General features: G+C 66.8%; 14 protein-coding genes and 2 pseudogenes. 7 read left to right on the plus strand and 9 right to left on the minus strand.

Going from position 1 to position 13,759, the window contains the following annotated elements; all coding sequences use genetic code 11:
* Window positions 1-90: 90 nt before the first annotated feature.
* The 3 genes from OR16_RS32370 to OR16_RS32380 all read right to left on the minus strand — a co-directional run bounded on the left by OR16_RS32370 (window position 91) and on the right by OR16_RS32380 (window position 1,462).
* Window positions 91-597, minus strand: coding sequence for a DUF3318 domain-containing protein (locus tag OR16_RS32370; protein ID WP_006162943.1), 507 nt, complete (start codon window positions 595-597; stop codon window positions 91-93).
* On the minus strand, window positions 594-974 hold the full coding sequence (locus OR16_RS32375; protein ID WP_006162944.1) for a phage holin family protein: 381 nt from the start codon (window positions 972-974) through the stop codon (window positions 594-596). The genes OR16_RS32370 and OR16_RS32375 overlap by 4 nt, the downstream gene beginning before the upstream one ends.
* Before the next feature lie 170 nt (window positions 975-1,144).
* Window positions 1,145-1,462, minus strand: coding sequence for a DUF883 family protein (locus OR16_RS32380; protein WP_324291756.1), 318 nt, complete (start codon window positions 1,460-1,462; stop codon window positions 1,145-1,147).
* A 228-nt stretch (window positions 1,463-1,690) separates the two neighbouring features.
* Between OR16_RS32380 and OR16_RS32385 the strand changes: the two genes are divergently transcribed.
* The gene (locus OR16_RS32385; protein ID WP_006162947.1) at window positions 1,691-2,329 is read left to right on the plus strand and encodes a peroxiredoxin; all 639 of its coding nucleotides are present in this window, start codon (window positions 1,691-1,693) and stop codon (window positions 2,327-2,329) included.
* A gap of 159 nt (window positions 2,330-2,488) precedes the next feature.
* Here the strand turns inward: OR16_RS32385 and OR16_RS32390 are convergent, their stop codons facing one another.
* On the minus strand, window positions 2,489-3,682 hold the full coding sequence (locus OR16_RS32390; RefSeq protein WP_006162948.1) for an acyl-CoA dehydrogenase: 1,194 nt from the start codon (window positions 3,680-3,682) through the stop codon (window positions 2,489-2,491).
* A gap of 215 nt (window positions 3,683-3,897) precedes the next feature.
* Between OR16_RS32390 and OR16_RS42065 the strand changes: the two genes are divergently transcribed.
* Entirely contained in the window at window positions 3,898-4,830 is a 933-nt protein-coding gene (locus OR16_RS42065; protein WP_237717305.1) for an IclR family transcriptional regulator, read from the plus strand.
* Here OR16_RS42065 and OR16_RS32395 read toward each other — a convergent pair.
* From OR16_RS32395 to kynB, 3 genes and pseudogenes are all read right to left on the minus strand, one after another.
* A pseudogene (locus OR16_RS32395) lies at window positions 4,752-5,369 on the minus strand (tryptophan 2,3-dioxygenase); the annotation flags it as partial. The gene OR16_RS42065 and the pseudogene OR16_RS32395 sit on opposite strands and share 79 nt — an antisense overlap.
* An 11-nt stretch (window positions 5,370-5,380) precedes the next feature.
* Entirely contained in the window at window positions 5,381-6,637 is a 1,257-nt protein-coding gene (gene kynU / locus OR16_RS32400) for a kynureninase (RefSeq protein ID WP_006162954.1), read from the minus strand.
* 40 nt (window positions 6,638-6,677) lie between these two features.
* Complete coding sequence (gene kynB, locus OR16_RS32405; protein ID WP_006162956.1) at window positions 6,678-7,343, minus strand: arylformamidase; 666 nt, start codon at window positions 7,341-7,343, stop codon at window positions 6,678-6,680.
* A 161-nt stretch (window positions 7,344-7,504) separates the two neighbouring features.
* Between kynB and OR16_RS32410 the strand changes: the two genes are divergently transcribed.
* Complete coding sequence (locus tag OR16_RS32410; protein ID WP_006162960.1) at window positions 7,505-7,990, plus strand: Lrp/AsnC family transcriptional regulator; 486 nt, start codon at window positions 7,505-7,507, stop codon at window positions 7,988-7,990.
* Between the two features lie 13 nt (window positions 7,991-8,003).
* Here OR16_RS32410 and OR16_RS32415 read toward each other — a convergent pair whose 3' ends face one another.
* Together OR16_RS32415 and OR16_RS32420 are read right to left on the minus strand one after the other, a co-directional pair.
* Entirely contained in the window at window positions 8,004-8,474 is a 471-nt protein-coding gene (locus tag OR16_RS32415) for a MarR family winged helix-turn-helix transcriptional regulator (RefSeq protein ID WP_006162961.1), read from the minus strand.
* 18 nt (window positions 8,475-8,492) lie between these two features.
* The gene (locus OR16_RS32420) at window positions 8,493-9,047 is read right to left on the minus strand and encodes a flavin reductase family protein (protein ID WP_006162962.1); all 555 of its coding nucleotides are present in this window, start codon (window positions 9,045-9,047) and stop codon (window positions 8,493-8,495) included.
* Between the two features lie 171 nt (window positions 9,048-9,218).
* On the opposite strand from OR16_RS32420, the gene OR16_RS32425 reads away from it, so the two are divergent.
* From OR16_RS32425 to OR16_RS32440, 4 genes and pseudogenes are all read left to right on the plus strand, one after another.
* Entirely contained in the window at window positions 9,219-10,325 is a 1,107-nt protein-coding gene (locus OR16_RS32425) for a hypothetical protein (RefSeq protein ID WP_006162964.1), read from the plus strand.
* Window positions 10,322-11,152 (plus strand): alpha/beta fold hydrolase, encoded by an 831-nt coding sequence (locus OR16_RS32430; protein WP_006162966.1) that lies wholly within the window; start codon window positions 10,322-10,324, stop codon window positions 11,150-11,152. Before OR16_RS32425 ends, OR16_RS32430 begins: the two co-directional genes overlap by 4 nt.
* Before the next feature lie 58 nt (window positions 11,153-11,210).
* A pseudogene (locus OR16_RS32435) lies at window positions 11,211-12,427 on the plus strand (acyl-CoA dehydrogenase family protein).
* Window positions 12,424-13,701, plus strand: coding sequence for a class I adenylate-forming enzyme family protein (locus tag OR16_RS32440; RefSeq protein WP_006162968.1), 1,278 nt, complete (start codon window positions 12,424-12,426; stop codon window positions 13,699-13,701). Before OR16_RS32435 ends, OR16_RS32440 begins: the two are co-directional and overlap by 4 nt.
* The last annotated feature ends 58 nt before the right edge of the window (window positions 13,702-13,759 follow it).

Below are 13,759 nucleotides of genomic sequence, written 5' to 3' on the forward strand. Positions count from 1 at the left end.
TGGTGGCGTACGGCGGCTTGCCATCGCGTGGCGGACCCTTAGGGGGGCAAGGCCAGCGCAGGCGGCGGCCCTGCATGGCGATGCGCCGCGCTAACGCACCAGCGGGTCGCGAAACCCCGTGTCGACGGTGTCGGAGGGCGTCTTGCGGGCGGCCTGGGCGGAGCCTTTCTGAAAAGTCTCGTAGGCCCAGTAGCCGGCAGCGGCCAGCGCGCCGAACTTGGACAGCTTCCAGGTCCAGCGCAGCACCGGGGTCTTGCGCAGCAATGGCAGCGCCAGGGACACGGCCGAGCTGAGAATGGGATAGTCCTTGGCCAGGCCGAGCAGCTTGAGCCACGAGGCGGGCCGGGTCATACGCGGCAGCCACGTGGTGAAGCGGCCGAGGCGGGACGCGCTGCCACGGACGTGATCGAGCGCCTGGGCGCAGTCATAGCGCTCGAGCGCGGCCCGCGTAATCAGCAACTCCTTGCGAATGGCAAGGGGCAGGCGCACCTCCCGCGCGAAACGTGCGGGGCGCTGGTGCGGGCGAGGCGCTTTGGCGGTGGATGGGGAGCCGGCCGCGTTGTCGGCCGGCTCGCCTGGGGTGTGCGGTGTGCTCATCGGCGCAGGATCTCCCGGTCTTTATCGATCTCGGCCAGCGTGGCTTCGAACAGGGGCGGGGCATTGCGCGCCAGATGACGGGCGAATGCGAGGCAGGCTACGCAGGCGGCCAGGTAACACGCAGCCAGCACGCCGAGGGCTTGCCAGCGGTAAGTGTCCCAGAACAGGATGGCGATCAGCACGGTCAGCGTCACCAGGGCCAGGCCAAAGAACACCAGGCCGAAACAGGCCAGCAAGGCCATCTTCATCAGCCGCGCGCGTTCTTCCGCGAGTTCCACGCTGGCTAGTTCGAGGCGCGTCTGCACCATCGCCACCAATGATCCTGCCAGGCTGCGCAGGGCATCCATAAACTTGGGGGAGGAGGTGGGGTCGCTCATGCAATTCCGGCGAAGGCGTGCAGCGGCAATGCGCTGCACCAGCTACAGACGGGAAGCCCCGCCAGTGGTGTCGGGCCACTGGCGGGGCGTTGCCCTGCACCGCCTCGCGACCTACTGAGGACTGAGTGCGGGGCGTTCGGCTTCATACGCGAGGCTCGTGGCCTTGCGAATTACTTGCGGTTCAGCAGCAGGCCGATCAGCAGGCCAACACCGGCGGCCACGCCGACGGCGCGCCACGGGTGGTCGTGGACATAGTCATCGGTGGCGCGTGCGGCCGCCTTGCTCTTGGTGACTACGGCGTCCTGCAGATCCTGGGCCTTTTCCTTGGCTTGTTTCAGCAGGCCCATGCCGCGCTCGCGCAGTTCGGCAGCTTTCTCGCCTGTGGTCGAGGCCGCTTGCTTAAGCAGTTCTTCGGCATCGGACAAAACGGTCTTGACATCGCTCATCAGTTTCTCCTGTTTGCGGGCGGTGGTTTCGGATTGTGACATTCTGCCTTCCTCGCACGTTGTCGGGCAGCTTCTCGCCCTCTTTACTAGCATATGCGGGGAACCGCCGTGGTTTCAACACCACGAGTCCGACACAGCGTGTAGGACGGTGACGCAGGACAAAGGTCTTAAGACAAAAAGGTGATTTTGTAGTGACTTTATATTCGTTTGGGTTGGATCGCAATCTCACTACACTGGTTCAACCCTAATTTGCCTTTTGAGGAGACGAGTATGGCTCTACGTTTGGGCGACATCGCGCCGGATTTCGAACAGGATTCCAGTGAGGGCCCGATCCGCCTCCACGAATGGCTAGGCGCCAGCTGGGGTGTGCTTTTTTCGCACCCGGCCGATTTCACGCCGGTCTGCACCACCGAACTCGGCCTGACGGCGAAGCTGAAGGGCGATTTCGCCAAGCGCAATGTCAAAGTCATTGCGCTGTCGGTCGATTCTGTCGCGTCCCATCGCGAGTGGATCAAGGATATCGACGGCACCCAGGGTACCACGGTCAATTTCCCCATCATCGCCGACGGCGACCGCAAGGTTTCCGAGTTGTACGACATGATTCACCCCAATGCGAACGAGACCCTGACGGTGCGCTCGCTGTTTGTGATCGACCCGAAAAAGAAGGTGCGGCTGACCATCACCTACCCGGCCAGCACTGGACGCAATTTCAACGAGATCCTGCGGGTGATCGATTCGCTGCAGCTCACCGACAACCACAGCGTTGCCACGCCAGGCAACTGGCAGGACGGCGACGATGTCGTGATTGTGCCCTCGCTGAAGGACGAGGACGTGATAAAGCAGAAATTTCCGAAGGGATACAAGGCCGTGCGGCCTTACCTGCGGCTGACGCCGCAACCCAACAAGTAAGCAAGCAGCCGGCCGGGGCGCGTAGCGCCGGGCCGGCTGACCGGTGTTGTACAACGATGGGCTCGCCCGTCGTCTCTCCTTGGTAGTGTGCTTGGCCCGGCTTTGCAGCCGGGCCTTTTTATTTTTTGCGAGAGAGCGGGCGGGCCCGGGCGGCGTGCTTTAGAAGAACGCCTGGATGCCGGTCTGGGCGCGGCCCAGGATCAGCGCGTGGATGTCATGGGTGCCTTCGTAAGTGTTGACCACTTCGAGGTTGACCACGTGACGGATCACGCCGAACTCGTCCGAGATGCCGTTGCCGCCGAGCATGTCGCGCGCCACGCGGGCGATGTCCAGCGACTTGCCGCAGGAATTGCGCTTCATGATCGAGGTGATTTCCACCGCGGCGGTGCCTTCGTCCTTCATGCGGCCCAGGCGCAGGCAGCCCTGCAGGCCCAGCGTGATCTCGGTCTGCATGTCGGCCAGCTTCTTCTGCACCAGCTGGTTGGCGGCCAGCGGGCGGCCGAACTGCTTGCGGTCCAGCGTGTACTGGCGCGCTGTGTGCCAGCAGAACTCGGCGGCGCCCAGGGCGCCCCAGGCGATGCCGTAGCGGGCCGAGTTCAGGCAGGTGAAGGGACCCTTCAGGCCGGACACGCCCGGCATCAGGTTCTCTTCCGGGACAAACACCTGGTCCATGACGATTTCGCCGGTGATCGAGGTGCGCAGGCCAACCTTGCCGTGGATGGCAGGTGCCGACAGGCCCTTCCAGCCCTTCTCCAGGATAAAGCCGCGAATCGCTTCCTTGCCGTCGTCGCCGACCAGCTTGCCCCACACCACGAATACGTCGGCGATGGGCGAGTTGGTGATCCACATCTTGGCGCCGGACAGCTCATAGCCGCCCGCCACCTTCTTGGCGCGCGTGATCATGGAGCCCGGGTCGGAGCCGTGGTTCGGCTCGGTCAGGCCGAAGCAGCCGATCCACTCGCCGGTCGCCAGCTTGGGCAGGTACTTCTGCTTTTGCGCTTCGCTGCCGAATTCGTGGATGGGCACCATCACCAGCGACGACTGCACGCTCATCATCGAACGGTAGCCCGAATCCACCCGCTCCACTTCGCGCGCGATCAGGCCGTAGGCCACGTAGTTCAGGCCGGGGCCGCCGTATTCCTCGGGAATGGTGGGGCCGAGCAGGCCGAGCTCGCCCATCTCGCGGAAGATCTCGATGTCGGTCTTCTCGTTGCGGAACGATTGCAGCACGCGCGGGGCAAGCTTGTCCTGGCAATAGGCCAGGGCGGCGTCGCGCACCATGCGTTCGTCGGCGCTCAGCTGGTCGTCCAGCAACAGCGGGTCAGCCCAGTGGAATTCGGCGTTGGCAGCCATGTAGGTCTCCTTCGGTAGTGCAGGTCTAGTGCAGATCGGGATGGGCAGCCTCGCGGGCCAGCCCTGAATTCAGGAATTATCGGCGCATTCCGCGGCCCGCCGAGTTGCTTCTTCGGTTCCGCATTGCGGAACTCTGTTCCGATGATGTAGTATATCGCAATGCGCGATCCATGCAATAGGGCGCGCCGCCTTCATCCATTGCGCGGAGATCACTTTTGGCCACTGAATCGCAAGCCACGCCTGCGGCGGATGCCGCCAGCGCCACACCGCGCGAAAGCGATCCCAATTTTGTTGCCGCGCTGGCGCGCGGCCTTGAGCTGCTGCGTTGCTTTCGCACTGGGGAGTCGATGCTGGGCAACCAGGATTTCGTGCGCCGCACGGGCTTTCCCAAAGCCACCGTGAGCCGGCTGGCCGGCACGCTGGTGCAACTGGGCTACCTGCGCTACGACGATAGCCTGGGCAAGTACGCACTCGATGCTGGCGTGCTGGCGCTAGGCTATTCCTACCTGTCCGCGTCCAATGTCGTGACGCTGGCGCGCCCGCACATGCTGGCGTTCGCCCAGGCTTACGGGGTGTCGGTCTCGCTGGGCAAGCGCGAGCGCATGGAGGTGATCTATCTTGAATCGATCCGCAACGATGCGGGCGTGATGCTGGGGCTGGGAGTGGGGTCGCGGCTTTCGCTGGTATCGAGCTCCATGGGCCGCGCTTACCTCGCGGCCTTGCCGGCGGCCAAGCGCGACCGGGTGCTGGCGGAGTTTGCCCTGGCCTATCCCGAGCAATGGAAAACCCAGGAGGCAGCCATGCGCGCCACGGTGGCCCAGGCGTCTACCCTGGGCTATGCGGCGTCGTTCCGCGACTGGCACCCGGCCATCCACGCATGCGCGGTGGCATTCCGTCCGGTGGGGGAGAAGGAGCTGCACATGCTGAGTTGTAGTGCGTCCTATGGCTCGGTCGAGGAAGCGGTGTTCCACGACAAGCTGGCGCCGGCCTTGCGCGCGCTGGCGGCGCGGCTGTCGGACCCGTCGCTCTCCAGCCATGCAGCCTCCACCGAGGCGTTCTCGCCGGCCGGCTGGGTCCAGTCCCGCTCGGTGCAGGCCGCATCGATGGCAAAGCCGCGCCGCGCCATCAGGCGGATGGCTTCGTCGTAAAGCGAGGGCGTGCGCAGGGCTTCTTCCACCAGCGCTAGGTGCTGCGGCTGGTGCGCATGCGGGCGCAGCATGGCCGCGTTCTTGTTGCCCAGGATGAACTCGATCTCGCGGTACTGGAAGGACTGGAAGCCCGACGACATCCCCAGGTAAGGCCGCATCGCCGAGTACTCCGGCGGCGTCATGGTGGCCAGCACGCTCCACGCCTGCACCAGTTGCTCCATGATGCGCGAGACGCGCGTGAGCATCTTGAAGGCTGGCGGCAGCTGGTCCTGGCGCACGCATTCGCGCGCGGCGCGCAGCTCGTGCAGCGCCAGCTTCATCCACAGCTCGCTGGTCTGGTGCTGCACGATGAACAGCATCTCGTTGTGCTCGGGCGAGAGCGGATGCTGGGCGTTGAGAATCTGGTCCAGCGCCAGGTAATCGCCGTAGCTCATGTCCTTGGCGAAATCCATCTGGGCGTCGTGCCAGCTGGCCTCGCTGGCCTCGCTGGTCCCGGTGGCGCCCGTGCCCGACATCGGGCATCCCTTGTGGTTGCTCATGGCATGCTCCTTCAGGTCACCAGGCCGCGGGTCTGGTGACGCTCGGCTTTGTGAGTGCCGCTATCGAGCACGTCGCGCAGGATTTCCACTGCATCCCAGACTTCGGTGAAGCTGGTGTAGAGCGGGGTGAAGCCAAAGCGCGCGATGCGCGGCTCGCGGTAGTCGCCGATCACGCCGCGCTCGATCAGGGCCTGCACCACGGCAAAGCCGTCCGGATGGGCAAAGCTCACATGGCTGCCGCGGCGCGCATGGGCGCGCGGCGTCACCAGTTCGAGCGGATGCGCCGCGCAGCGTGCTTCCACCAGCGCGATAAAGAGGTCGGTCAGCATCAGCGACTTGGCCCGCAGCGCCGCCATGTCGGTCTGGGCGTAGATATCGAGCCCGCATTCAACCATGGCCAGCGAGGTGATGGGCTGGGTGCCGCACAGGAAACGCGCCACGCCTTCGCGCGGGCGGTAGCCGGGTTCCATCGCGAACGGCGCGGCGTGGCCCCACCAGCCGGACAGCGGTTGCCAGAAGGCGTCGCGCAGCGAGGGCGCAACCCACAGGAAGGCGGGCGAACCGGGGCCGCCGTTGAGGTATTTGTAAGTGCAGCCGACCGCGTAGTCCGCGCCCGATGCCTTGAGCGCCACGGGCACGGCGCCGGCCGAGTGGGCCAGGTCCCACACCGTGAGCGCGCCGCGGGCGTGCGCCATCTCGGTCACGCCGGCCATGTCGAGCATTTCGCCGGTCTTGTAGTTGACGTGGGTCAGCATCAGCACGGCGGTGTCGGCGTCAACCGCCGCATCGATTTCCTCGGGGGCATTCACCAAGCGCAGCGAATAGCCTTGCTGCAACAGGTCGGCCAGTCCTTGGGCGATGTAGAGGTCGGTGGGGAAGTTGCTGGCCTCCGACACGATCACCTTGCGCTTGGGGTCGCGGGTTTGCTGCACGCGCAGCGCTGCCGCCAGCACCTTGAACAGGTTGGAGGAGGTGGTGTCGGTCACCACGACTTCGTCCTCGCCGGCGCCAATCAGCGGTGCCAGCATATTGCCCAGGCGTTGCGGCAGTTCGAACCAGCCGGCCGTGTTCCAGCTGCGGATCAGCCCCGTGCCCCATTCCTCGCTCACGACCGCGGCGGCGCGTGCCGCGGCGCTGCGCGGGCGGGCGCCCAGCGAGTTGCCATCGAGGTAGATCACGCCTTGCGGCAGCGCGAACTGGTCGCGCAGGTGGCGCAGCGGATCTTGCTGGTCGAGGGCGAGGCAGTGCTCGCGAGTCAGTGCGGTCATGTGTGAGAGGTTTCCTGGGGGGAGGTTGGGTTCGGGTCGTTCAGGTCAGGCTGCGCAGTACCGCGCGCACCGGGCTCGCATCGAGTCCGGCAAAGCGCAGGGGCAGGGCAATCAGTTCGTAGTCCGCCTCGGCCACGGCGTCGAGCACAAGTCCTTCGAGGATGGCCAGGCGATGCCGGTGCACCATGTTGTGCGCGTCCATGGTCTTGGACTCCTGCGGATCCAGCGAGGGCGTATCGATGCCGACCAGCATCACGCCGTGCTCGGCGAGCAGGGCGATCGTCTCGGGCGCGACCGCGCAGAAATCCGGATCCCACCGGGCCAGTGGCGCCTGCTGGTAAGTGCGCAGCAGAACGCGTGGTGGCGTGCCTGCCAGGGCATGTTCGATATGGCCGGGCTCGACCAGCGGGGCAGCGCCGATGCAATGGATCACCCGGCACGGGCCGAGGTAGGGCGCCAGGTCCACCGCGCCAATGGGCGCGCCGTCCGCGGCGTAGTGCAGCGGGGCGTCGGCATGGGCGCCGGTGTGCGGGGACAAGGTGATGCGCCCGACATTGACCGGGCAATGCTCGCCGATCTGCCAGTTGCGCTCGTGCCGGAATGGCGTGTCGCCCGGCCAGACCGGCGTGTCCGGCGAGAGCGCGGGGCTGATGTCCCAGAGCTGGCGCGGCCTATCGTAGGTATCGGGGGCGGGGCGGTTCGTCATCGGGGGCTGACGCCTGGGGTGGCGTTCCAAGGCTCATCGTGGAGCGGATGACGGCATGATAGTCAATATTACGGGCAAGAGGCTTGCGAAATGACCAGTTGATTCCGATGGATTTCGCATAGAATTTCATTTATGAATAGAATCATGGAAGAATCTGCGAAATGAACCTTGATCCCATCGATTTGCGCATCCTGACCTGCCTCCAGGAGAACGGGCGCATCAGCAACCAGGACCTTGCGGACCGCGTGGCGCTGTCGCCTTCGGCCTGCTTGCGGCGTGTGCGTTTGCTGGAGGAGGACGGTGTGATCGGCGGCTACCGGGCATGGTTCGACGCTGAGCGGCTCGGCCTGGAACTGGAGGCGATCGTGCAGGTGTCCATGCGTCCCGAAACCGAGGGCTGGCACGATACCTTCAACGCGGCGGTGCAATCCTGGCCCGAAGTGGTGTCGGCCTACATCATCACGGGCGACAGCAATTACATCCTGACGGTGCAGGCGCGCAACCTGAAGCACTACTCGGATTTCATCGTCAACCGGCTCTACCGCACGCCCGGCGTGATGGATATCCGCTCCAATATCGTGCTGCAGAGGATCAAGACGGATGGCTCGCCGCTGGCGGTCATCAAGGGCGAGCCGCCGCGGGCCTGAACGGTGCCGGCGCTCAGCGCGGCGCGTGCAGCGCGATCAGGCGGCGCAAGGTGTCCTTGAGCTGGTCGCCCTGCGTGACGCCAAAGTCGTCCAGCACTTGTTGCTCGTGAGCAGCGGCCCGGTCCAGCAGGGCGCGGGCGCGGCTGCGGCCGCGCGCGGTGATCGACACCAGCGCATGGCGACGGTCCAGGGCGCCGTTGCGCCGCGTGACGAGGCCGTCGGCGGCCATGCGGTCGATCAGCTTGGTCAGGGTGGGCTGCTTGGTGAGCGTGATATCGGCCAGCGCGCCGATGGTGCAGTCGGGCCGGTCGGCCAGCGTGGCCAGCACGCGCCATTCGGGCACGGAGAACCCGGCTGCCTCGACCTGCCGGTGGAACTCGCCTGACACCAGGTGGCTGGCGCGCGCCAGCAGGTAGGGCAGGTAGCCGTCCACAAAAGCGTCTGGGGCTGGGGCCGCCGGGGCCGGCTTGGGCGAATCCTTCATGGCTGTGGCGCCCGGACTTCAGTCCGTCAGCGGATCGGTGGTGGCAAAGCGGCCGTCGTGGAACACCAGCGGGTTGCCCGCGTTGTCGTGCACGCCGCAGCGCTCCACCTCGCCCACGAAGATGACGTGGTCGCCTTCGTCGTAGCGGCTGCGGTTATGGCATTCGAACCAGGCCAGCGCGTTGGCCAGGATCGGCAGGCCGTTCTCGGACAGGCGGTAGTCGACGCCCGCGAAGCGGTCGCCTTTGAGCGTGGCGAAGCGCTGGCACAGGTCCAGTTGCGAGGCCGACAGCACATTGATGATGTAGTGCGAGCCGTCGCGGAACATCGGCAGGCTGTTGGCGCGCGTGGCCATGCTCCACAGCACCAGCGGCGGATCGAGCGAGACCGAGTTGAACGAGCTGGCGGTAATGCCCACGAACGGCGCGCCAGGCGGCGAGCCAGGACCCGCGCGGGTGGTGATCACCGTTACGCCGGTGGCGAACTGGGACAGCGTGCGCCGGAAGTGCAGCGTATCGAAATCGGGAGAAGCGGCCTTGCCGATGATGCTTGGCGTGGCCTCAGGCATGCCCATAGCGCGGGTTCCACTGGGATCCATGAAATTTCATATATTATTTGCGCCAGCGACAAGAATCACAAGCACAAAGCTAATGCGTCCGGCGGGAGGCATCGGTGGGCTGGCGCACCAAGGCCATTCCCCCGGGACCCTGCCAGGACCGCAGCAGATCGCACCAGGAGGAGACCTATGCTCATCGAGCAAATCGAGCACCGCTGGCTGGCGGCTTTTCGGCGCACCCTTGAACTGTGCGCCTTGTCCGCCAAGGAAGTGGTTGGGATTGTAACGGAGTCCCAATCCCGACGCGTCAATGTGGAGTTGGCGGAACTGGCGGTGCAATCGCTGGGCGCCACGCCCGTACGTATCCAGGTGCCGTCGCCGGCGCTAACCGCGCCCGCGCCCGTGCGCTCCACCGGCGCCAGCGATGCCTTGCAGCAGCTCGCCCCGGTGGTGGCCGCCTTGCAGCGCTGCCACCTGGTGATCGATTGCACCGTGGAGGGCCTGCTGCATGCACCCGAACTCCCGCTGATCCTCAAAGGCGCCGACGGCATCGTGCCGCGCCTGCTGATGGTCAGCAACGAACATCCCGAGATCCTGGAGCGCTGCCTGCCCGATCCAGCACTGGAGGGCAGCGTGCGCGCGGCCATGAAACGGTTGCGCGGCGCAGGCGAGATGCGCGTGCATTCGGCCGCCGGCACCGAGCTGCGCGTTGGGCTCGCCAGCGCGCGCGCAGGCGGCGTCTGGGGCTACTGCAACAAGCCGGGCCAGGTCGCGCACTGGCCGGGCGGCCTGTGCCTGGCCTTCCCCGCCGGCGGGCAGGTCAACGGCACGCTGGTGCTCGCACCGGGCGACGTCAACCTGACCTTCAAGACCTACCTGCGCGACACCATCGTCTGCCATATCGAGGATGACTACATGGTCGGCATCGAAGGGCAGGGCATGGACGCCGACATGATGCGCGGCTACTACGCGGCGTGGGCCGACCGCGAAGGCACGCGCGACGCCTACGCGGTGTCGCACGTGGGCTGGGGTTTGAACCCGCAGGCCCGCTGGGATGCGATGACGTTCTACGACAAGCGCGACTGCAACGGCACGGAGCTGCGCGCCTTTGCCGGCAACTTCCTCTACTCCACCGGCGCCAACGAGGTCGCCGGCCGCCACACGCTGGGCCACTTCGACCTGCCGCTGCGCAACTGCACGATCACGCTCGATGGCGTGGGCGAGGTGGACGAGGGCCGGCTCGCCGGCCCGGCCACGCCCGAAGTGGCCCATTCCAACAACAAGGCAAACGCATGAACGAGAACGTGAAACCCGGCACGACCCGGACCCATGCCAACGGCATGTCCACCATCGCGCAGGGTATCGGTCCCGTGGCCGTCCTGATGCTGCATGGCATCGGCGGCGGCAAGGCCGCGTGGCCGGCGCAGATCGCTGCGCTGGTGCAAGCGGGCTATCGCGCGGTGGCCTGGGACATGCCTGGCTACGGCGACAGCGCCATGATCGATCCCTATGATTTCGCCGGGCTGGCGCGCGCCTTGCAGCCGGTGCTGCAGGCTGAGCGCGATGCGGGCCGGCGTGTGGTCCTGCTAGGCCACAGCATGGGCGGCATGGTCGCGCAGGAAGCTTACGCAGCCATGCCAGGACTGATCGACGCAATGGTGCTGTCCGGTACGTCGCCCGCATTCGGCAAGGCCGATGGCCAGTGGCAACGCGATTTCGTGGCCGCGCGCACGGCGCCGCTCGATGCCGGCAAGACCATGGCGGAGCTGGCCAGCGGGCTGGTGCGCGCCATGGTCGCGCCGCAGGCCGAGCCTGGCGCGGTGGCGTTCGCTGCCAGCGTGATGGCGGCCGTGCCGCCCGACACCTATCGCGCCGCCCTGCAGGCGCTGGTGCGCTTTGACCGGCGCGAAGCGCTGGCGCGCATCACCGTGCCGGTGCTCGCGCTGGCCGGCGAGCACGACGCCAACGCAGCGCCCGCCGTGATGGAGCGCATGGCGCAGAAGATCGCTGGCGCCGAGTACCTGTGCCTGGCCGCGGTGGGCCACCTGGCTTGCATGGAGCGCCCCGCGGATTTCAACGCCGCCGTGCTCGGCTTCCTGGGACGGCATTTCCCGCTGCACTGAATCCACAAGAACATCGAGGCATTGCCACGCGCGTGGCCGATGCCCGGGAGACACGATCATGCCACTGGACTTCATCCCCGCCGTCGGCAGCGCCGATTTCACCGAAGCGCAGGAGCGCCTGCTGACGCTCGCCAACCGGCTCGGCCGCGAGCGCTTTGCCCCGCGCGCGGCGCAGTGGGACCGCGAGGCCAGCTTCCCCTTTGCCAACTATGATGATCTGCGCGAGGCTGGCCTGCTGGCCTTGTGCGTGCCGCGCGAGTTTGGCGCAGAGGGTGCGGACTTTGCCACGTATTGCATGGTGGGCGCGGAGATCGGCCGCTACTGTGGCGCCACTGCGCTGACCTACAACATGCACATCTGCTCCACCATGTGGATCGGCATGCTGGCCGACGGCATCGCCATGACGCCCGCGCAGCGCGCCGAGCACGAGGCCCGGCGCGAGCTGCACTTTGCGCGCGTGGTGAAGGACGGCGCGATCTACGCCCAGCCCTTCTCGGAGGGCTCGGCCGCCGCGGCCGGGCGCGCGCCCTTCGGCACCAGCGCACGCAAGGTGGAAGGCGGCTGGGTCCTCAATGGCCGCAAGATCTTTGCGTCGCTGTCGGGCGCGGCGGATTACTACGGCATCCTCTGCACGGAGGAGTGCGCGGACCATTCGCCCGATATGCGCGACACGCTCTATATCGCGGTGCCGGGCAAGGCCGAAGGCCTCACCGTGACCGGCGAGTGGGATCCGATGGGGATGCGCGGCACGGTGTCGCGCACGCTGCTGCTCAAGGACGTGTTCGTCTCCGACCAGGAGCAGCTGATGCCGCGCGGTGTCTATTACAAGGCGGCACAGACCTGGCCGGCCATGTTCTTCACGCTCTCGCCGACCTATCTCGGCGTGGCGCAGGCCGCGTACGACTTCACCGTGCAGTACCTGCGCGGCGAAGTGCCAGGCCAGCCGCCGGTGAAGCGCCGCATGTATCCCACCAAGCAGATCGCGGTGGCGCAGATGCGCATCCAGCTGGAGAACATGCGCTCGATCTTCTGGCGCGTGATTCATGAAGCCTGCGCCAGTCCGGGGAAGGATGCGCGCATGCGGCTGTACGCCGCCCACTCGCCCGGCTGGCGATCCGCACTTGCGGCGGCCAGTCCATGCTCAAGGACCTGCCGCTGGAGCGGCTCTATCGTGATTCGCGCTGCGGCGCGCTGATGCTGCCCTGGACTGCCGAGCTGATCCTGGACCGCATGGGCCGCGAGACCCTGTACGAGTCGGGCGAGCGCGACGAATGAGCAAGCGCGCCAACCGGCTGTTTGCCGGCACGCCGGAGCCGGGCGCGCTGCTGCGCACGCTGCATGCGCATGTCAGCGCCGCGCCACAGCGCCCGGCGCTGCATAGCCTCGGCCATACCATTGGCTATGGCAAGCTGTGGCGCCGCGTGGAAAGAGTCTGCGCGCACCTGGCCGGCACCTGGGGCGTGCAGCCGGGCGATCGCGTGGCCACGCTGTGCCTGAACCACGATCTGCAGCTCGCCATGCTGTTCGCGTGCGCAAGGCTCGGGGCCATCTTCGTGCCGCTGAACTTTCGGCTGGCTGTGGCGGAGCTGAGCGCCATCGCCGCGCATGCGGGCATTCGCGTACTGTTTCACGATGCGCCGCACGCGTCGGCTGCGGCGGCGGTGGCGGCCGCCTTGCCGGAGCCCGCCGCGTGGGCGCCGATCGATAGCCTGATCGACCGGCCGGCGCCGCTGGACACACCGTTGGCGCGGCCCTTGCAGCCGCCTGACCAGGCGCCGCTGCTGCTGGTCTACACCTCGGGCTCCACCGGCTACCCCAAGGGCGCGCTGCATACACAGGCCGGCTTGCTGGCCAACGCGCGCGCGAGCTGGTGGGCGCACCGCATGACGCGGGAGGACCATGTCCTGTCCGTGCTGCCGCTGTTCCATGTGGGCGGCCTGTGCATCCAGACGCTGCCGGCATTGCTGGCCGGGGCGCAGGTGACGTTGCACCAGCGCTTCGCGCCGGATGCCTGGCTCGATGCGTGCGCGCAAACGCAGCCCACGCTGTCGCTGATGGTGCCAGCCACGCTGCGCGCCGTGCTGGAGCATCCCGGCTGGCCAAGCGCGGATCTCTCTTCGCTGCGTGGCGTGATGGCTGGTTCCTCGCCCATTCCCCGCGCCTACATCGATGCCTTCCATGCGCGCGGCGTCCCGCTCGGGCAGGTCTACGGCGCCACCGAGACCGGTCCCGTATCGGTCGTGCTGCGCCTGGACCAGGCGATGGCCCGGCCCGGCTATGCTGGCTGGCCCCAGCCGGAGGTACAGGTACGCTTGGCCGATGCGCAAGGCATTGCGGTCGCCGACGGCGAAGTGGGCGAGCTTTGGCTCGCCGGCGCTAACCTGATGCAGGGCTACTGGCGCCAGCCGGACCATCCGGATTTTCGCGAGGGCTGGTTCCGTTCAGGCGATCTTGCGCATCGCAATGCCGACGGTTGCATCGAGGTGGTCGCGGCTGGCGCTGTCGATCGCGCGGTTCAAGCTGCCGCAGCGGGTGGTGCTGGTGGATAGCCTGCCCAAGAGCGCGCTTGGCAAAGTCCTCAAGCCCCAGTTGCGGGCGATGGTGGCG

This window comes from Cupriavidus basilensis OR16, from assembly GCF_000243095.1.
In the GTDB taxonomy this organism is placed as follows: Bacteria; Pseudomonadota; Gammaproteobacteria; order Burkholderiales; family Burkholderiaceae; genus Cupriavidus; species Cupriavidus basilensis_D.